This is a genomic window from Pedococcus cremeus (assembly GCF_900111375.1).
In the GTDB taxonomy this organism is placed as follows: Bacteria; Actinomycetota; Actinomycetes; order Actinomycetales; family Dermatophilaceae; genus Pedococcus_A; species Pedococcus_A cremeus.
In genome coordinates, this window is the sequence record NZ_FOHB01000003.1 from 392631 (window position 1) to 410697 (window position 18067).

Annotated in this window: 19 protein-coding genes; 10 read left to right on the forward strand and 9 right to left on the reverse strand. The window is 72.6% G+C overall.

Annotation, left to right across the window (positions count from 1 at the left end; all coding sequences use genetic code 11):
• Positions 1 to 108 precede the first annotated feature (108 nt).
• The 5 genes from BMW78_RS07890 to BMW78_RS07910 all read right to left on the reverse strand — a co-directional run bounded on the left by BMW78_RS07890 (position 109) and on the right by BMW78_RS07910 (position 3860).
• On the reverse strand, positions 109 to 552 hold the full coding sequence (locus tag BMW78_RS07890; protein WP_091758027.1) for a Fur family transcriptional regulator: 444 nt from the start codon (positions 550 to 552) through the stop codon (positions 109 to 111).
• Positions 549 to 1574 (reverse strand): metal ABC transporter permease, encoded by a 1026-nt coding sequence (locus tag BMW78_RS07895; protein ID WP_091758029.1) that lies wholly within the window; start codon positions 1572 to 1574, stop codon positions 549 to 551. The genes BMW78_RS07890 and BMW78_RS07895 overlap by 4 nt, the downstream gene beginning before the upstream one ends.
• Positions 1567 to 2400, reverse strand: a complete 834-nt coding sequence (locus tag BMW78_RS07900) for a metal ABC transporter ATP-binding protein (RefSeq protein WP_091758031.1) — start codon at positions 2398 to 2400, stop codon at positions 1567 to 1569. The genes BMW78_RS07895 and BMW78_RS07900 overlap by 8 nt, the downstream gene beginning before the upstream one ends.
• Entirely contained in the window at positions 2397 to 3383 is a 987-nt protein-coding gene (locus tag BMW78_RS07905; RefSeq protein WP_245735728.1) for a metal ABC transporter substrate-binding protein, read from the reverse strand. Before BMW78_RS07905 ends, BMW78_RS07900 begins: the two co-directional genes overlap by 4 nt.
• A 189-nt stretch (positions 3384 to 3572) precedes the next feature.
• A complete protein-coding gene (locus BMW78_RS07910) occupies positions 3573 to 3860 on the reverse strand; it encodes a DUF6703 family protein (protein WP_091758035.1) in 288 nt (95 codons plus the stop codon).
• 116 nt (positions 3861 to 3976) lie between these two features.
• On the opposite strand from BMW78_RS07910, the gene BMW78_RS07915 reads away from it, so the two are divergent.
• The 5 genes from BMW78_RS07915 to BMW78_RS07935 all read left to right on the forward strand — a co-directional run bounded on the left by BMW78_RS07915 (position 3977) and on the right by BMW78_RS07935 (position 9053).
• Positions 3977 to 5383: a glycine--tRNA ligase gene (locus tag BMW78_RS07915; protein WP_091758037.1), complete on the forward strand. Its 1407-nt coding sequence runs from the start codon at positions 3977 to 3979 to the stop codon at positions 5381 to 5383.
• A gap of 114 nt (positions 5384 to 5497) precedes the next feature.
• A complete protein-coding gene (locus BMW78_RS07920; RefSeq protein WP_091758039.1) occupies positions 5498 to 6439 on the forward strand; it encodes an ABC transporter ATP-binding protein in 942 nt (313 codons plus the stop codon).
• The gene (locus tag BMW78_RS07925; protein ID WP_091758041.1) at positions 6436 to 7284 is read left to right on the forward strand and encodes an ABC transporter permease; all 849 of its coding nucleotides are present in this window, start codon (positions 6436 to 6438) and stop codon (positions 7282 to 7284) included. The genes BMW78_RS07920 and BMW78_RS07925 overlap by 4 nt, the downstream gene beginning before the upstream one ends.
• Before the next feature lie 21 nt (positions 7285 to 7305).
• The gene (locus tag BMW78_RS07930) at positions 7306 to 8448 is read left to right on the forward strand and encodes a sensor histidine kinase (protein WP_245735729.1); all 1143 of its coding nucleotides are present in this window, start codon (positions 7306 to 7308) and stop codon (positions 8446 to 8448) included.
• The gene (locus BMW78_RS07935; protein WP_091758043.1) at positions 8445 to 9053 is read left to right on the forward strand and encodes a response regulator transcription factor; all 609 of its coding nucleotides are present in this window, start codon (positions 8445 to 8447) and stop codon (positions 9051 to 9053) included. Before BMW78_RS07930 ends, BMW78_RS07935 begins: the two co-directional genes overlap by 4 nt.
• 46 nt (positions 9054 to 9099) lie before the next feature.
• Here the strand turns inward: BMW78_RS07935 and BMW78_RS07940 are convergent, their stop codons facing one another.
• Positions 9100 to 9927 (reverse strand): sulfurtransferase, encoded by an 828-nt coding sequence (locus tag BMW78_RS07940; RefSeq protein WP_091758045.1) that lies wholly within the window; start codon positions 9925 to 9927, stop codon positions 9100 to 9102.
• 45 nt (positions 9928 to 9972) lie between these two features.
• Here BMW78_RS07940 and BMW78_RS07945 point away from each other — a divergent pair, with 45 nt between their 5' ends.
• Positions 9973 to 10719, forward strand: a complete 747-nt coding sequence (locus BMW78_RS07945; RefSeq protein ID WP_091758047.1) for an alpha/beta fold hydrolase — start codon at positions 9973 to 9975, stop codon at positions 10717 to 10719.
• A 15-nt stretch (positions 10720 to 10734) separates the two neighbouring features.
• Positions 10735 to 12003 (forward strand): tRNA dihydrouridine synthase DusB, encoded by a 1269-nt coding sequence (dusB, locus tag BMW78_RS07950; RefSeq protein ID WP_091758049.1) that lies wholly within the window; start codon positions 10735 to 10737, stop codon positions 12001 to 12003.
• Positions 12004 to 12119: 116 nt separating this feature from the next.
• Here dusB and BMW78_RS07955 read toward each other — a convergent pair whose 3' ends face one another.
• Entirely contained in the window at positions 12120 to 12674 is a 555-nt protein-coding gene (locus BMW78_RS07955) for a type 1 glutamine amidotransferase domain-containing protein (RefSeq protein WP_091758051.1), read from the reverse strand.
• 4 nt (positions 12675 to 12678) lie between these two features.
• A complete protein-coding gene (gene pdxR, locus BMW78_RS07960) occupies positions 12679 to 14172 on the reverse strand; it encodes a MocR-like pyridoxine biosynthesis transcription factor PdxR (protein ID WP_091758053.1) in 1494 nt (497 codons plus the stop codon).
• Between the two features lie 51 nt (positions 14173 to 14223).
• On the opposite strand from pdxR, the gene BMW78_RS07965 reads away from it, so the two are divergent.
• The 3 genes from BMW78_RS07965 to BMW78_RS07975 all read left to right on the forward strand — a co-directional run bounded on the left by BMW78_RS07965 (position 14224) and on the right by BMW78_RS07975 (position 17568).
• Positions 14224 to 15594, forward strand: a complete 1371-nt coding sequence (locus BMW78_RS07965) for an APC family permease (protein WP_245735730.1) — start codon at positions 14224 to 14226, stop codon at positions 15592 to 15594.
• Between the two features lie 16 nt (positions 15595 to 15610).
• Positions 15611 to 16264 (forward strand): YdeI/OmpD-associated family protein, encoded by a 654-nt coding sequence (locus BMW78_RS07970; RefSeq protein ID WP_091758055.1) that lies wholly within the window; start codon positions 15611 to 15613, stop codon positions 16262 to 16264.
• A gap of 74 nt (positions 16265 to 16338) precedes the next feature.
• The gene (locus tag BMW78_RS07975; RefSeq protein WP_091758057.1) at positions 16339 to 17568 is read left to right on the forward strand and encodes a deoxyguanosinetriphosphate triphosphohydrolase; all 1230 of its coding nucleotides are present in this window, start codon (positions 16339 to 16341) and stop codon (positions 17566 to 17568) included.
• On the opposite strand, the gene BMW78_RS07980 is transcribed toward BMW78_RS07975, so the two are convergent.
• On the reverse strand, positions 17521 to 17967 hold the full coding sequence (locus tag BMW78_RS07980) for a DUF2568 domain-containing protein (RefSeq protein ID WP_091758059.1): 447 nt from the start codon (positions 17965 to 17967) through the stop codon (positions 17521 to 17523). The genes BMW78_RS07975 and BMW78_RS07980 overlap by 48 nt on opposite strands.
• Positions 17968 to 18067 lie beyond the last annotated feature (100 nt).

Here is an 18067-nt window from a genome sequence, read left to right on the forward strand (position 1 = left end):
GTGTGCGCCGGCGTGTGACCGCTCGACGTGCCACCAGAGGCGAGGAGCCGGTCGAGGCGGGGAGCCACCCGCGGCGGGGAGCCGGTCGAGGCGGGGAGCCGATCGAGCTCAGGGTCGCGAGACCTGAGGCGTGACCCCTCCTCCGTCAGCACAGTCGGCGCAGGTGCCGAAGATCTCGAGGGTGTGCTGCACGTCGCTGAAGCCGTGCTCCTCGCTGACCTTGGTCGCCCAGCGCTCCACGGCGGGTCCCTCGACCTCCACGGTGCGACCGCACTCGCGGCACACCAGGTGGTGGTGGTGCCCGGTGCTGCACGCCCGGTAGACGGCCTCGCCCTCGGCGGTGCGCAACATGTCGATGGAGCCGTCTGCGGCCATCTGCTGCAGCGTCCGGTAGACGGTCGCCAGGCCCACCTTCTCGCCTGCCTCCCGCAGGAGCGCGTGCAGCTCCTGTGCCGAGCGGAACTCCTCCACGTCCGCCAGCACCGCGGCCACCGCGGCGCGCTGGCGGGTCGGGCGCCGGCCCGAGTCCGGGCTCGTCCTCGTCTCGGTCATCGCTGTCCGTCCTTCACGGTCGTCCCCACGTCCTCGTGGTCGGCCGCAGCGGCGACGTCGCCGCCGTGCTCGTCGTAGTGCCCCTCGTGCGCTGCGTGCAGGTGGCCGTCGTGCAGGTAGTCGACGTGGTCGTCGTGGGGCACCGCCTCGTGGCCGCAGCCCGTGCCGTGCTCGTGGTCGTGCCCGGCCGCCCGCCGATGCCGCGCAGTCCGCATCCGCGCCGCCGTCGCCGTGCCGACCGCTGCCGCGATGAAGGCGGCGATGGCGAGCAGCACGATCGTGCCGCCCGAGGGCGTCTCGGCGTAGAAGGACAGGACCACCCCGCCGACGCTGGCCACGACCCCGATCAGCACGGCCCAGCGCACCGTGGCGCGGAAGCTGCGGCCGAACAGCTGCGCGGTGGCGTTCGGGATGATCATGAGGGCGCTGATGAGCAGCAGCCCCACGATGCGCATCGACACGACCACGGTCACGGCGGTGAGCACCGCGAGCGCGATGTTGAGCCCGGTGACCGGCATCCCGCTGGCCCGCGCGTACTCCTCGTCGTTGGCGACGGCGAACAGCCACGGCCGCAGCAGCCAGGTGCCGACCAGCACGACCAGCGCCAGGCCGGCGAAGACCCACAGGTCGGTCGTGCTCGCGGTCGTGATGGCACCGAAGAGGTATGCCGTGAGGTTGGCCGGGCTGCCGCTCGGCGACTTCGCGATGATCACCACGCCGGCGGCGATGCCGCCGTAGAACATCACGGCGAGTGCGACGTCGCCGCTGGTGCGGCCACGGGCGCGGATCAGCTCGATCGCCACTGCGGCGCCGACCGCGGCGACGAGGGCGGTCCACACCGGAGCGGTGCCGGTGAGCACGCCGACCGCGACGCCGGCGAGCGCGACGTGGCCCATGCCGTCGCCGATGAGCGAGAGCCGGCGCTGGACGAGGAAGACGCCCACGAGCGGGGCGGCGATGCCGACCAGCAGCGCGGCGACGAGGGCCTGGCGCATGAAGTCGAGCGACAGCAGCTCAGCCATGGTGGTCGTCTCCCTGCGGGTCGAAGGGGCCGGCGGCCGGTGCCGCGGCCAGCCGCGACTCGGTGTGGTCGGCCTCGTCGCCGGAGTGGTGGGCGTGCCCGACGACCGCCAGTCGTGAGTGGTGGTACTCGAACTCCGCGGGCGTGCCGTCGAACACGATCCGCCCGGAGGACATCGCGACGATGCGGGTCACGATGCCCGACAGGGCTTCGAGCTCGTGGGTGACGATGAGCATCGTCGTGCCCTCGCCGGCCAGGCGTGCGAGCACTCCGGCGAGGACGTCCTGGTTGGCGGCGTCGACGCCCGCGGTCGGTTCGTCCATCACGAGGATGTCGGGGTGGGAGGCCATGGCGCGGGCGATCAGGACGCGCCGCTGCTGGCCCCCGGAGAGGGTGCTGACGTCGGTGTCGGCCCGGTCGGCGAGGCCGACCACCTCGAGGCAGCGGTGAATCGTGTCGGTGGAACCAGCACGGCCGAGTCGCGGCTGCCACCAGCGGCGCTGGCTCAGCAGGCCCACGGCGACGATCTCCTCGACGGTGGCCCGCACCGAGGCCGAGAGGGTGTGGCGCTGGGGCACGTAGCCCAGGCGGGGGAAGTCGTGGAAGTCCTCGCGCGGCACACCGAACAGCCGCACGTCGCCACCGAGCTGCTCGTTGAGGCCGAGGACGCCGCGCACCAGCGTCGACTTGCCCGAGCCGTTGGCCCCGAGCAGGGCGACGACCTCGCCGGGGGCGATGGTGAGGCTGACGTCGCGCACCACGGGTGCGTCGGCGTAGCCGAAGGAGGCGTGGTCGACCTCGACCACCGGTGTGGCTGGGCGGTTCATGTGCACTCCTGTCCGGCGCGCAACGTCGCCAGGTTGGCGCGCATCACGTCGAAGTAGTTGTGGCCCGCGGACTCGTCGGTGAGCCCCTCGAGCGGGTCGAGCACCTTGACGGTGGCGCCGGTCTCGCGGGCCAGCGTCTCGGCGACTGCCGGGCTGACCAGGGTCTCGGCGTAGATGGTCCTGACGCCCCCGTCCTTCACGAAGTGGGCGATGCGGGCGAGTTCCGCCGGGCTGGGCTCGGCCTCGGGGGAGAGTCCGGTGATGCCCACCTGGTGGAAGTCGTAGAGCGCCGCGAGGTACCCGAAGGCGGCGTGGCCGGTCACCAGGTCGCGGTTGCGGCAGGACTTGAGCCCTGCGGCGAACTCGTGGTCCAGCGCGGTCAGCTCGCCGGTGAAGGCCGTCGTCCGCTGGCGGTACTCGCCGGCGTGGGCGGGGTCGGCCTTCTCCAGCGCCGCTCCGATCGCCCGGGCGACGTCGGCGTAGCGCTGGGGGTCGAGCCAGAAGTGGGGGTCGGGTACCTGGCCGGCGTGGGCGCCGTGCCCGCCGGAGGTCGCGTCGGCCGAGTGGTCGTCGCCGTGCGAGCCGGCCGCCTCACCTGCGTGGTCGTGCTCCAGACCGGGCACCAGCCGTGCCGCGTGCGAGACGTCGAGCACCTGGCCTCGGGCCTGGTGGTCCACCGCCTCGTCGACCGCGGACTGGAACCCCCGCTCGTAGACGACCACGTCGGCCAGGGCGACCGAGGCGACCTTGCGCGCGGAGAGCTCCACGTCGTGCGGCTCGACGCCGGGCTTGGTCAGGGCCGTGACGTCGACCCGGTCACCGCCGATGCGGGAGGTGGCGTACTCGAGGGCGTAGAAGCCCGCGGCGACCTGGACGCGGTGGTCCTGGTTTCCGCCGACCGCGGCGGCTCCACTGCACGCGCTGGCCCCCAGGGCCACCAGCCCGAGAGCGGCCGTGGTCGCCAGGAGCCGTCGCCTCAACATGACAATCATTCTCACTTGAACTGAGAACGATTGTCAAAACCCGTCCGGGCCTCCGCCCACTTCGTCTACGGCGATCCGCTCAAGGCGCGCCGGACACGGTGGTTGAGCGGCTCCGTGGGTACGAAGTCGGGTGCGACGTCGGGTGCGACGTCGGGTCCGAAGTGGCGCGCGGCCCGCCACCGCCAGCCGTCAGGAGCGGGGGAGGGCCTGGGTGACGGTGATGGCGACTGCCAGCAGCACCACCGCGGCCCGCATGAGGCGCTCCACGGCGGTCAGGCGGGGCCAGCCGAGGAAGAGCATCCACGCCAGGAACAGGGCGACGAGGGCCGTCAGCACCCAGCCCCAGCCCGGGATGAGGATGCCGCCCACCAGCAGGGCGAGCACCGCGAGGAAGGGGACGATGCGGGGCAGGGTGTTCAGTCGGCACAGCACCGGGAGGCTGGCCCGCTCGACGGAGGCGCGAAAGCTCGATGACACGCCCCGAACCCTACGGCAGCGGAGGTGGCGCCCCGATCGGGCGCCGTGGGCCGCGGCGGGGGAGCGGGCGGCATACCGCCGTGAGCGCCGGGGAGACGGTCGGTAACCTTCTCCGCATGGCTGCACCGACCTCCACCGTGGACACCGTCGTCTCCCTCTGCAAGCGCAGGGGCTTCGTCTTCCCGTGCGGTGAGATCTACGGCGGTACCCGGTCGGCCTGGGACTACGGGCCCCTCGGCGTGGAGCTCAAGGAGAACATCAAGCGCCAGTGGTGGAAGGCGATGGTGACCGGCCGTGAGGACGTCGTCGGCCTCGACTCCTCGATCATCCTGCCGCGCCAGACCTGGGTTGCCTCGGGCCACGTGGGCGAGTTCACCGACCCGCTGACCGAGTGCCAGTCCTGCCACAAGCGCTTCCGCCTCGACCACATGCAGGAGGCCATCGCCGAGAAGGAGGCGAAGAAGGGCAAGCAGGTCGACCCCGACAGCATCCCCCTGAGCGACATCGCCTGCCCGAACTGCGGCACCCGCGGCGCGTGGACCGAGCCGCGCGAGTTCAACATGATGCTCAAGACCTACCTCGGCGTCATCGAGGACGAGTCGGGCCTGCACTACCTGCGCCCGGAGACCGCCCAGGGCATCTTCATCAACTTCCTCAACGTCATGAACGCCTCGCGCAAGAAGCCGCCGTTCGGCATCGCGCAGACCGGCAAGAGCTTCCGCAACGAGATCACGCCGGGCAACTTCATCTTCCGCACCCGCGAGTTCGAGCAGATGGAGATGGAGTTCTTCGTCAAGCCGGGTGAGGACGAGGAGTGGCACCAGTACTGGATCGACGAGCGCACCCGCTGGTACACCGACCTCGGCATCAAGCCCGACAACCTGCGGCACTACGAGCACCCGCAGGAGAAGCTGTCGCACTACTCCAAGCGCACCGTCGACATCGAGTACCGGTTCAACTTCGCCGGCTCGGAGTGGGGTGAGCTCGAGGGCGTCGCGAACCGCACCGACTTCGACCTCGGCACGCACACCAAGCACTCCGGCACCGACCTCGTCTACTTCGACCAGGCGAGCGGCGAGAAGTACACGCCGTACGTCATCGAGCCCGCAGCCGGCCTGTCGCGATCGCTCATGACCTTCCTCGTCGACGCCTACTCCGAGGACGAGGCGCCCAACACCAAGGGCGGGGTCGACAAGCGCGTCGTGCTGCGTCTCGACAAGCGGCTCGCCCCGGTCAAGGCCGCGGTGCTCCCGCTGTCGCGCAACGCCGACCTGACGCCGAAGGCCAAGGACCTCGCGGCCACGCTGCGCAAGCACTGGAACGTCGAGTTCGACGACGCCGGCGCCATCGGTCGCCGCTACCGTCGCCAGGACGAGATCGGCACGCCCTTCTGCATCACCGTCGACTTCGACACCCTCGACGACCACGCGGTCACGATCCGCGAGCGCGACACAATGAGCCAGGAGCGGGTCTCGCTCGACCAGATCGAGTCCTACCTCGCGGCCCGCCTCGTCGGCTGCTGAGTGACAGGGGGCGTGCGCGCACGCCCCCTGTCACCGACTCCTTGACAAACGTCATGGGTATGCCGTGACGGCTGTGTGAGGGGCACGGCACCGGTTGCGACGACGCTGGGTGCCATGACGACAACACTCGACACCACCGCGCCGTCGCGGATGCGCCACCGCGCTCCCGCGATCAGCCTGCGCGGCGTGGCCAAGTCCTTCGGCTCGGTGGAGGCGGTGCGCGGCATCGACCTCGAGGTGCAGCAGGGCGAGATCATCGCCTTCCTCGGCCCCAACGGCGCAGGCAAGACCACCACCATCGACCTCCTGCTCGGCCTCTCCCGCCCGAGCTCCGGCAGCGTGGAGCTGTTCGGCACCGCCCCGCGCACGGCGGTGGAGCAGGGGCTGGTCTCCGCGGTCATGCAGACCGGCGGCCTGCTCAAGGACCTGACCGTCGAGGAGACCCTGCGGCTGACGGCTTCCCTGTTCGCCTCCGCGACGGAGCCGGCGGAGGTGATGCGCCGCGCGGGCCTCCTGGAGGTCGCCGACCGCCGCGTCGGTGCCTGTTCCGGCGGCCAGCAGCAGCGGCTCCGCTTCGCCATGGCCCTGCTGCCGGACCCCGACCTGCTCATCCTCGACGAGCCCACCACGGGCATGGACGTCACCGCCCGGCGTGAGTTCTGGGCCGCCATCCGGGAGGACGCCGAGCGCGGCCGGACCATCCTCTTCGCCACCCACTACCTCGAGGAGGCCGACGCCTACGCCGACCGGGTGGTGCTGGTGCGCAAGGGCGAGGTGGTGGCCGACGGCACGGCTGCGGAGGTCAAGGCCCTGGCCGCCGGTCGCACCGTGCGCGCGACCTTCCCGGGTGCCAGTGCGGAGGAGCTGGCGCGCATCCCCGGTGTCGACGGGTGCGAGGTGCGCGGCGACACCGTGCTGCTCCACTCGAGCGACAGCGACGCCGTGGCCCGGCACCTGCTGACCGCCACCCCCGCGCGCGACCTCGAGATCGAGGCCAGGGGCATCGAGGACGCCTTCCTGGCCCTCACCGCCGACCACGATGGAGACGACCAGTGACCGCCTCGACCACAACGACAGCGACCACCACGACAGCGACCACCACGACGGACAAGGGCACCCCCGGATCCGAGGCTGGGCACCGCAGGGCGACTCCGGCACTCGGAGGTCTCAACACCACGCTGCTCGCCATCGAGCTGCGGCGGGTGCTGCGCAACCGGCGGACGCTGGTCTTCACCCTCGCGATGCCCGCGGTGTTCTTCCTGATCTTCGGCGTCGGTGCCGAGTACGCCGGGAAGGACGCCGGACGCGGCAACGTCTCGGCCTTCATCATGATCAGCATGGCGGCCTACGGGGCCATGATCGCGACCACGAGCTCCGGTGCCGCGGTGGCCACCGAACGCGCCCTCGGCTGGAGCCGACAGCTGCGGCTGACGCCCCTACGCCCCGCGGCATACGTCGCGGTGAAGATCGCGACCGCCATGGTGCTCGGTGCGGTCTCCGTCGTGGTCGTCTACGTGCTCGGGGCGCTGACCAGCGCCGACATGGACGGCATCGGCCTCTGGGTCTCCACAGCGCTCGTCGCCTGGGCCGGTGCGGTGGTCTTCGCCGCCTTCGGGCTCTTCATGGGCTACCTGCTGCCCAGCGAGAACGTCATGCAGGTGCTCGGGCCGGTTCTGGCCGTGCTCGCCTTCGGTGGTGGCCTGTTCATGCCGCTCGAGGAGGGCAGCACCCTCGCCACGATCGCCGAGTTCACCCCGATGTACGGCATCGCCAAGCTGGCGCACGCCCCGCTGACGGGCGACAGCGTCCAGTGGACGTGGGTGCTCAACGTCGTGGCCTGGGCGGTCGTCTTCACGGTCGGCGCGGCCTGGCGGATGCGTCGCGACACCGCCCGCGTGTGACGGGCTTGTAGCGTGGCGGTTGTGAACTCGTCGGTGGCCGTGCCCCGGTTCCTGCGGGGCGACCGCACCCGCTACTGGGGCCTGTTCTTCGCCGGCGTGTGGCTGGTCTTCCTCGTGCCGGTGGTCGTCAGCGCGGCGCGGCGGGGCACGGTGCGGGACTGGCTCGGCATCGCCGTCCTGGTCGCCTTCTCGGTGGCCTACCTGCTGGCGATCACGGTCATGCGGCGGTTCTTCCGCGCGCGGACGCCCGGCTCCCAGCGGTTCGGCGCGACCATGCTGGTCGTCCTGGTGGCCCTGTCCGTCTGCGCCGTGCTGCTGCTGGGGGCGGACGCGCTGTCGACCGCCCCCTACCTCGCGGTCACCGGGGTCGTCGTGTTCCGCCGTTGGGGCCCGCTCTGGGTGATCGCCCTCGCGGCGGTCGTCGAGGGGCTGGCCCGCCTGACGACCGGCTGGCAGCACCTCGACGGCATCGGCTACTCGGTGCTCGGAGCCGGTTTCATCATGTGGGGCGTCATCCTGATGATGCAGCGCAACCTCGAGCTGGTCCGCACCCACGAGGCGGAGGCCGAGCTGGCCGTGGAGACCGAGCGGGTGCGGTTCGCCCGCGACCTGCACGACATCCTCGGTCACTCGCTCACGGTGATCACGGTGAAGGCAGAGCTGGCGGGGCGCCTCATCGAGGTGGACCCGGCCCGCGCCCGGGCCGAGGTGGCCGAGCTCGAACGGCTAGCACGTGATGCGCTGGCCGACGTGCGGCGCACCGTGGTGGGCTACCGCGAGATCACGCTGCCCGGCGAGTTGGCCCGGGCCCGGGCCGCGTTGCAGACGGCCGGGATCACGGCCAGCGTGTCGAGCTCGGCGGAGGCGCCGCCGTCGCACCTGCGCGAGCTGTTCGCCTGGGTGGTCCGCGAGGGCGTCACCAACGTCGTGCGGCACAGCCGGGCCACGGAGTGCAGCGTCACTGTCGCGCCCCTGTCGGTCACAGTGCGCGACAACGGCGTCGGCCCGGGCACCGACACCGTGTCGGGTGGCAACGGGCTGCGCGGGATCCGCGAACGTGCCGCAGCGGTCGGCGCCCGGGTGGTGGCGGGTGCCGCAGGCCCGCGAGGGTTCTCGCTCCAGGTCAGCGCAACCGGCGCGGAGCCGGGCGAGGTGCGCCCATGACGATCCGCCTGCTGCTGGCCGACGACCAGGCGCTCGTGCGTGGGGCGCTGGCCAGCCTGCTCGACCTCGAGGCCGACATGGAGGTGGTGGCCGAGGTGGGCCGCGGCGACGAGGTCGTCGATGCCGCGCTCCGGCACACACCGGATGTCGCGCTGCTCGACGTCGAGATGCCCGGGCTCGACGGCATCGCCGCCACCGCAGCCCTTCGCCGGGCGGCGCCGGGCGTGAAGGTCATGATCGTCACGACGTTCGGGCGACCGGGATACCTGCGCCGGGCGCTGGAGGCAGGTGCCAGCGGCTTCGTCGTCAAGGACACCCCGGCCCGGCAGCTGGCCGAGATGGTGCGTCGCATCCACGCCGGGCTGCGGGTCGTCGACCCCGACCTCGCCGCCGACTCGCTCGCGGGTGGCGAGTCACCCCTGACGCCACGCGAGACGGAGGTGCTGCGAGCGGCGCGACGGGGTGGCTCGGTCGCCGACATCGCCAAGGAGGTCGTGCTGTCGGAGGGCACGGTGCGCAACCACCTGTCGTCGGCGATCGGAAAGACGTTGGCGCGCAACCGTGCCGACGCCGTGCGCATCGCAGAGGAGAGCGGCTGGCTCTAGGCGGTGCCGACCCGCTCCGGAGGGCTGGGGCTCTCCGGCCGTTCCATCACGGCGTGCGGCCGGTGGCCACCGGGCGGCGCGGGTCCCTGATCCACTCGCTCCAGGAGCCGACGTAGACCGGGGCCTCCACGCCGACCTCGTGCAGGGCCAGCGCCTGGTGGGCCGCGGTCACTCCCGAGCCGCAGTAGGTGCCCACGGCAACGCCGGGCTCGACCCCGAGGGCCCTGAACCGCTCGCGCAGCTCGTGGTGCGGCCGGAAGTGGCCGTCCGGCCCCATGTTCTCGACCGTGGGCGCCGACACCGCACCGGGGATGTGCCCGGCCACGGCGTCGATGGGTTCGGTCTCGCCGGCCCAGCGCTCGGTGGAACGGGCGTCGAGCAGCACCCCGAGCCGGGCGACCCTCGCCGCACCGTCGGCGTCGAGCAGGGGCAGGCCGCCGGCCCTGGCCTCGAAGCTGCCGTCGCCCGGTTCCGGCACCTCGGTGGTCACCGGACCACCTGACGCGGTCCAGGCGGCCAGACCGCCGTCGACCACCCGGACGGACCGCAGCCCGAAGTACCGGAACACCCACCAGGCGCGGGCCGCGGCGCTGCACGCCCCGCCGTCGTAGACCACCACGCGGCTGTCGGCGTCGACGCCGCAGCGGCGCAGCGCCGCCTGCACCGAGTGCGCGGTCGGCATCGGGTGGCGTCCGCGAGGTCCGGGTGGCCCGGCCAGCTCGGCGTCGAGGTCGACGTAGTGGGCGCCGGGAAGGTGCGCCTGATCGTAGTCGTCGCGCCCCTTCCCGATCGCCCCGAGCTGGTACTGCACGTCGATGACGACGACGTCCCCGAGCCGGCCACGCAGGTCCTCGGGGCTGATGAGGGCGCTCATGGTGACATCCAACCGCAGCGCCAGGTGGCCGCGTAGCGTCGGGCCATGACGACCCGCCTGGTGCTCGTGCACGGCACCCGGGTGAGCGGTGCCGCGTGGCGACTGCCCGCCTACCTGGAGGTGCTCGCCGGCTTCGACGTCGTCACGCCCGACCTGCCCGGGCACGGGGCGCGGCTGGAGGAGCGGTTCACGACCGACGCGGCCGTCGCGGTCATCGCCGAGGCCGTGGACGGTGGAGACCCGTCCGACCCCGTGGTGCTCGTGGGGCACTCGCTCGGCGGCTACATGGCCATGGCGTATGCCGCGCGGCACCCCACGCGGCTCGCCGGCCTGGTGCTCATCGGGGCGTCCGCGGTGCCCCGCGGACCCGGCGCCGCGGCATACCGGGCCTTTGCCTCCCTCATCCCGCGCCTCGGTGCGCAGCGGCTGGCGCGCCTGTCGAACCGGGCGATGGTCCGGCTCACCGACGTCGAGACCGCGCGGGCGGTGCTCGACGACGGCGAGTCGTATGCCGCCACCGCCGACGCGTGGGCGGCGGTGATGGCCGACGGTGACCCCCGGCTGCTGCGCGACGTCACCTGCCCGGTGCTGCTCGTGAGCGGCCAGTGGGACCAGCTACGGGTGCATGCGCGGCGGTTCGCGGCGCAGTGCCGTGACGCGCGGGTCGTGGTCGTGCCGCGGGCGACCCACCTGCTGCCGCTGAGCCACCCACGGGTCGTCGCTACGCTGCTGCGGGACTTCGCCCTCGAGGTCGGCGGCGGCGCGGATTCGGGGCACAGTGCCACCACCTGAGACAATGCGGGCGCCATGACCAGCACCGCCACCCCCACCGTCACACCCGCCGCCACCACCGCACCGCGCGAGCCGACGCCGGCAGCGGTCCCCTCCGCCACCCCCGTGCTGCCGCCGTTGCAGATCGGGCCCCACACCGTCGAGTCGCCCGTGGTGCTCGCCCCGATGGCCGGGATCACCAACCGGGCGTTCCGGAAGCTGTGCCGCGAGTACGGCCAGGAGGGGCTCGAGCGCGGTGGAGCGAGCGGTGCGACGTCGCTCTATGTCAGCGAGATGATCACCTCACGGGCGCTGGTGGAGCGGACCCCGGAGTCGATGCGGCTCATCGAGCACGACCCGGAGGAGGACCCGCGCTCGATCCAGCTCTACGGTGTCGACCCGGCGACCGTGGCCGCGGCCGTCCGGATGCTCGTCACCGAGGACCGGGCCGACCACATCGACCTCAACTTCGGCTGCCCGGTGCCCAAGGTGACCCGCAAGGGCGGGGGAGCGGCGCTGCCGTGGAAGCGCGACCTGTTCGAGTCGATCGTGACGGCCGCGGTCCGCGAGGCCTCGCCGCGTGGCATCCCCGTCACCGTCAAGATGCGCAAGGGCATCGATGACGACCACCTGACCTACCTCGAGGCCGGCCTGATCGCCGAGCGTGCCGGAGTCGCGGCCGTCGCCCTGCACGGCCGCACCGCCTCGCAGGCCTACTCCGGGCAGGCCGACTGGACCGCGATCGCCCGGCTCAAGGAGACGGTGCGCAGCATCCCGGTGCTCGGCAACGGCGACATCTGGTCGGCCGAGGACGCCGTGCGGATGGTGGAGGAGACCGGCTGCGACGGCGTCGTGGTCGGCCGTGGCTGCCTGGGCCGGCCGTGGCTGTTCACCGACCTCGCGGCCGCCTTCGCCGGGACCTCGGCGCGGGTGGAGCCCACGCTGGGTGAGGTGACGGCGACGCTGCGCCGGCACACCGAGTACCTCGTGGACTTCTACGGCGACGAGTTCAAGGCCTGCCGCGACATCCGCAAGCACATCGCGTGGTACCTCAAGGGCTTCCCGGCCGGGTCGACGGTGCGCAACCGGCTGGCCCTGGTCGACTCGCTGGAGGCCCTCGACGCGCTCATCGCCACCATGGACGCCGACGCACCGTGGCCGGGCGATGCGGCCGAGGGGCAGCGCGGTCGCGCCGGGTCGCCGCGGAAGGTGGCGCTGCCCGAGGGGTGGCTCGAGTCGCAGGAGCTCAACGAGGCTGCACGGGAGGCCGTGGCGCAGGCGGAGCTGTCGGTCTCGGGCGGCTGACCTGCGTCACTCGCCCTGACAGAACGCTGCTGCCCGGCCACCGGTGGGATGGCCGAGCAGCAGCTGCTCTGGTGGACGCATCGCGGGGGAACCCGCCCACGAGTGCGCCTTGGGGGCTACTGCGCGGCGACTCCGTGCGCGACGGCCTCGAGGAGCTGGCTGTTGAAGGCCGGCAGGTCGTCGGGGTTGCGGCTGGTGATCAGGTTGCCGTCGACGACGACCTCCTTGTCGACCCACTCGCCGCCGGCGTTGCGGATGTCGGTCTGCAGGCTTGGCCAGGAGGTCAGCTGCTTCCCGCGCACCACGTCGGCCTCGACGAGGGTCCACGGGGCGTGGCAGATGGCGGCGACGACCTTGCCCGACTGCACGAAGTCACGGACGAACGCGACGGCGTCCTGGTCCATGCGCAGGGCGTCGGGGTTCGCCACGCCGCCGGGCAGCACGAGGGCGTCGTAGTCGTCGACGGATGCGCTGGAGACGGTCTTGTCGACCGGGCGCTTCTCCGCCTTGTCGAGGTGGTTGAAGGTCTGCACCTCGCCCTCCTTCGGGCTGAGCAGCACCGGGGTGGCACCTGCGTCGCTGACCGCCTTCCAGGGGTCGGTCAGCTCGACACGCTCGATGCCCTCGGAGGCGACGAGAAAGGCGATGGTCTTTCCACTCAGATGACTCATGTCCTCACCCTGCGACGGGTCCGTGGGAACCGCAAACTGAGCCGACGGCCTGCGCGAGGCGGTTCACCGCCTCCGGAATCCGTTCAGCCGTGGTCGTTCCGAAGCCCATGACGAGGCCGGGAAGCGGTGGTTGGGTGAGGAACCGTGGCGAGAGTGCCTCCACCAGCACTCCCTCGCGAGCGGCCTCCTGGACCACGGCGACGTCGTCGACGTCGGGGCTCCTGAACCGTGCGCAGACGTGCAGGCCGGCGACGGAGGGGATGAGCTCCAGGTCGTCTGCCAGCCGTGTCGTCAGCGCCTGGAGCAGGACCTGCCGCCGCTCGCCGTAGACCCGTGCGGCCCGTCGCAGGTGCGGCCCCAGCAGGCCCTCGGCCATCAGCCGTGCCAGCGCACCTTGGGTGACCGCGTCGCCCGCCCAGTCGGTCACCCGCTTCGCCTCACGCAGGGCGGGCTGCAGTGAGGTGGGGGCGATCGCGTAGCCAACCCGCAGGAGCGGCAGCAGCGTCTTGGAGAACGTGCCGATGTAGACCACTCGTCCGTCGGGGTCGAGGCTCTGCAAGGGCTCGAGCGGTCGTTCGTCGAACCGGAACTCGCTGTCGTAGTCGTCCTCGACGATGACCGCGTCGTTGCGGGCAGCCCACTCCAACAACGCTGTTCGCCGCCCGAGCGACATCACGACGCCGGTGGGGAACTGGTGCGACGGGGTGACGTAGACCAGGCGAGCCCCCGCGGGGAGCGCCTCGACCACGAGGCCCTCGTCGTCGACGGGGACGCCGCTCACGCGGGCCCCGTGCGACGCGAACAAGCGGTGTGCGGCCGTGTAGCCCGGGTCCTCCACCGCCACGACGTCACCCGGCTCGACCAGGACGCGGGCGACCAGGTCGAGGGCCTGCTGCGCTCCCGTCGTGAGCAGGACGTCGGTGCCGGAGGCCAGGACCGAGCGCGACATGCCGACGTGGCGGGCCACGATCTCCTCCAGCCGTCGGTGGCCTGGCCCGTCATACGTGGCGGTGCGGAGGCCCTCGGGCCGGAGCTCGGCCGACACCAGGCGGCGCCAGGTGGCGAGGGGGAACAGGGCCGGGTCCGGCACCCCCACGGACAGGTCGTATGCCGGGCGGTCGCTGGAGCCGCCCACCGGCCCGGCGGGAGGCGCGGAGCTTGCGACGTGGTCCGGGGCCTCCAGGCCCTCCGGCCGCCAGAGCGCCCGGGGCCTGACCGTGCCCCCGCGGGCGGCCCGCGCTCCCGGTGCCCCCGCCGCCACGGCGTGGCTGACGAAGGTGCCGGAGCCGCGGCGGCTCTCGAGGAAGCCTTCGGAGACGAGTCGCTCGTAGGCGGAGGTGACCGTCCCCCTCGACACGAGGAGTCGCTCGGCGAGCACACGCGAGGGAGGGAGGCGCTCCCCGGGTGCCAGGCGGCCGTCGAGCGCGGCGGCTCGGATGGCCGCGTAGATCCGCGCGGAGCGGTCTCCCCGGTCGTCGAGGCTCACGTGGAGGTCCACGTGACCAGCCTAGAGTGGTCCAATCCAAAAGGGTTGAATCGGCTCTTACCGATGGGCCACTACGTCGCCACGCTGGCTGACATGCACTCCCGTTCGACGCGCACGGCCCACCGCTCCGCGGGCCTCACCGTCCCCCAGGGGGCGGCGCTGACGACCGGGGCGGTGCTCGGCACCGGGGTGATCACGCTGCCCGCGGTGGCCGCGCAGATCGCCGGACCCGCCTCGATCCTCGCGTGGGTGGGACTCGTCGCGCTGTCCGTGCCCCTGGCCGGGACGTTCGGGGCGCTGGGCGCCCGCTTCCCGGACGGCGGCGGGGTCTCGACGTACGTGCGCGCAGCCTTCGGACACCGCGCCGGGGCCGTCGTCGGCTGGTGGTTCTTCTTCGCCGTGCCTGTCGGGGCGCCACCCGCAGCCATGATGGCCGGCGGCTACGTCGCGGACGCGGTGGGAGGCGGGCGTGGAACGACCGTCACCGTCGCGGTCGTGCTGCTGGCCACCGTCACCGCGACGAACGCGCGGGGGCTGCGGATCTCGGGACGGGTGCAGCTCTGCCTCACGGCGACCTTGGCGGTGCTCCTCGCCGCAACGGTGGTCGCGGCGCTGCCGGAGGCCAGGCTGGCGAGCCTTCGGCCCTTCGCACCGCACGGCTGGACCGCCGTCGCCGGGTCGGCGGCAGTCCTGGTGTGGGCCTTCGCGGGCTGGGAGGCGGTGGCGTCCTTGGCGGGCGAGTACCGTGACCCCGCCAGGGCGGTGCCCCGGGTGACGGCTGTGGCCGTCACCGTGGTGGGAACCCTCTACGTGGCCCTGGCCGCGGTCACCCTGCTGGTCCTGGGACCGGCGGCGGGTTCCAGCACGGCCCCCCTGTCGGACCTGTTGGCGGTGTCGTTCGGCGGACCGATCCGGGCCGTCACGGCGCTGGTGGCCGTGCTCCTCACCCTCGGCACGATGAACGCCTACCTGGCGGGCGTATCCCGGCTGGGAGCGGCGCTGGCCCGCGACGGTGCCCTGCCGGCTTACCTCGCATCGGGCCACGAGCTCGGAGGGGTGCCGCGTCGCAGCCTGGCCCTGGTCTCTGTGTTGTCAGGGGTGTCGCTGGCCGCGGCGGCGGCGACGGGCGTCGGCCTGGGGCCCCTCATGCTGCTCGCGTCCGGGTGCTTCACCCTCGTCTACGTCGTGGGCACCGCGGCAGCGGTGCGCCTGCTGCCACGGCACAGCTGGGCGTGGCGGGGCGCCGTGGTCGCCCTGGCCTCGGTGCTCGTCCTCCTCGTCTTCATCGGGCTGCACGCCCTCTGGGCGGTCGGTGTCGGTGCTGCGGCACTGGCCTACCAGGGCTGGCGCGGGCGCCGCGATGCGCGAGAACCAGCACCGGCCCGCTCCGCGCGCGCGGTGCCCGTGCCGCTGCCACCCGAACAGCCGGTCTGACTGGCATGCTCGGGCCATGGTCGGAACGCCCGGGGGATCGGCGGAGCGTCCCGCCCTGTTCTTCGACGGCCCGGAGGAGTTCCGAGCCTGGCTGGAGGAGAACCACGAGACACACAGCGGGGTCTGGGTCGGCCTCTACAAGAAGCACGTCGCGCACCTCGGCCTGACCTACGGGGAGGCGCTCGACGAAGCCCTCTGCTTCGGGTGGATCGACTCGGTGTCACAGCGGATCGACGACGACACCGTGCGCCAGCGCTGGACCCCGCGCAAGCCGGGCAGCGTGTGGAGCCGGGTGAACATCGCCCACGTCGAACGGCTGACCGCCGAGGGGCGGATGCGCCCGGCCGGCCTCGCCGCCTTCGAGCGGCGGAGCGAGGAGCGTTCCGGCATCTACTCGTTCGAGCGCGGCGAGGTCACCCTGCCGGACGACTACGAGCAGCGTCTGCGCGCCCACCCGGCCGCCGCCGCGTTCTGGGACGCCGCGACGCCGTCGTACCGGAGGGTCGTCACGTCGTGGGTCCTCGACGGGAAGCAGGAGGCGACCCGCGAGAAGCGGCTGGCCCAGCTGGTCGACGACAGTGCGAACGGCCGGCTGGTCGCGCCCCAGCGCTACGGCACCACGCCGAAGTGGGTCGAGCGCGCCGCCCAGGCCGCTCGCGAGGCCACCTAGCCCTGGCGTCCTCGCCTCCGCCTGGTTGGGGCGACGTGGTCGGGTTCACCTTGCTGCCGCCTAGAGTCAGCACCGTGGGCTACACGGAGACCGACCGGGAACGCTGGGTGCGCGAGGACCCGGTGCACAAGCGCGCCGACCGCGACGACTTCGCGCGTGACCGGGCTCGGCTGGTGCACTCGGCGAGCCTGCGCCGCCTGTCGTCCAAGACCCAGGTCGTGCAGCCCGGCGACGACGACTTCGTGCGCAACCGGCTCACCCACTCCCTCGAGGTGGCGCAGATCGGCCGGGAGTTCGGCGCCGCGCTCGGCTGCAGCGGTGACGTGGTCGACACCGCCTGCCTGGCGCACGACCTCGGCCACCCGCCCTTCGGTCACAACGGCGAACAGGTACTCGACGAGATCGCCTCTGCCATAGGGGGATTCGAGGGCAACGCCCAGACGCTGCGGCTGTTGACCCGGCTCGAGGCCAAGCGGGTGCACCCCGACGGGCGCCCCGCAGGGCTGAACCTGACCCGCGCCAGTCTGGACGCCGCCACCAAGTACCCCTGGCAGCGCGGCGAGGGCCCCGACGGCACACGGAAGTTCGGGGTCTACGCGGAGGACCTGGAGGTCTTCGAGTGGTTTCGCGACGGAGTCCCGACCGGTCGGCGGTGCCTGGAGGCCGAGGTCATGGACTGGTCCGACGACGTCGCGTACTCGGTGCACGACGTCGAGGACGCCGTGGCCTCCGGTCGGCTCGACCTCCGCAGGCTGCGCGACTTCTCCGACGTCGAGCAGGTGCTGGCGATGGCAGGGGGCCTGTATGCCGCCGACCTCGGCGTCGACGCGCTCGGTGCGGCGCTCGAGCGGGTGCTCGCCACCGGCGCCGTGCCCACGTCCTACGACGGCTCGCGGCGCGACCTGGCTGCGCTCAAGGACATGACGTCGCGGCTCATCGGACGGTTCGTGCTCGCCGTCGAGGTGGCCACCCGGGAGCGTCACGGTGACGGGGACCTCACGCGGTATGCCGCGGACCTCGTCGTGCCCGACGAGACCCGCGCCGAGGTGGCGGTGCTCAAGGCCGTCGCGGCGCACTTCGTCATGTACGCCGAGGAGCGCGTCGAGGTGATGTCCGGCCAGCGAGCCGTGGTCAGGGACGTCGTGGCGGCCTACCGGGAGGCGCCGGCCGAGCGGCTCGACCTCGACCTGCTCGCCGACTGGAAGGCCGTGGACTCCGAGGCCGCGGCCCTGCGGGTGATCGTCGACCAGGTGGCCTCACTGACCGACGTGCGGGCCCTCTCCCTGCACCGGCGTTGGTGCTGAGGCCGGGGGAGCAGCACCCCGGTAGCCGGTGGCCCTGAGGACGAGCTTGGTCGCGGCGAACCCCCCGACGAGGGCCACGCCCCACCAGGGGTGGCCGACGGCCGCCAGGCAGACGCCCCCCACCGCGAACCACGCCAGCATGAAGGCGGCCAAGGGCGTTCCCTGGAGGCGGCTCGCGGCTCTCGGGGCGGCGAAACGCCCCCACAGCGCTGCCATGACGGACACCGCCACGACGGCCACGACAACCCCCAGCACACCGCCCAGACTGACCGACCACCAGGCGACGGCGACCAGGCCGAGCACCTCGGCGACGAAGACGACGGCCAGGAGGAGCATCTGCACCGGGGTCACCGGTGTCGAGGCCGGGGCGGTCGGTGCGGGCGGGTCCACGTGTGCCACGGCCCCGATCGTAGGACGCGATGCCGTGGAGTCCCGAGAATTTTCAGCGCCATGGTTCGACACTGCCCAGGCCGGCGCCCAGACGACATGCCGCAGGCCC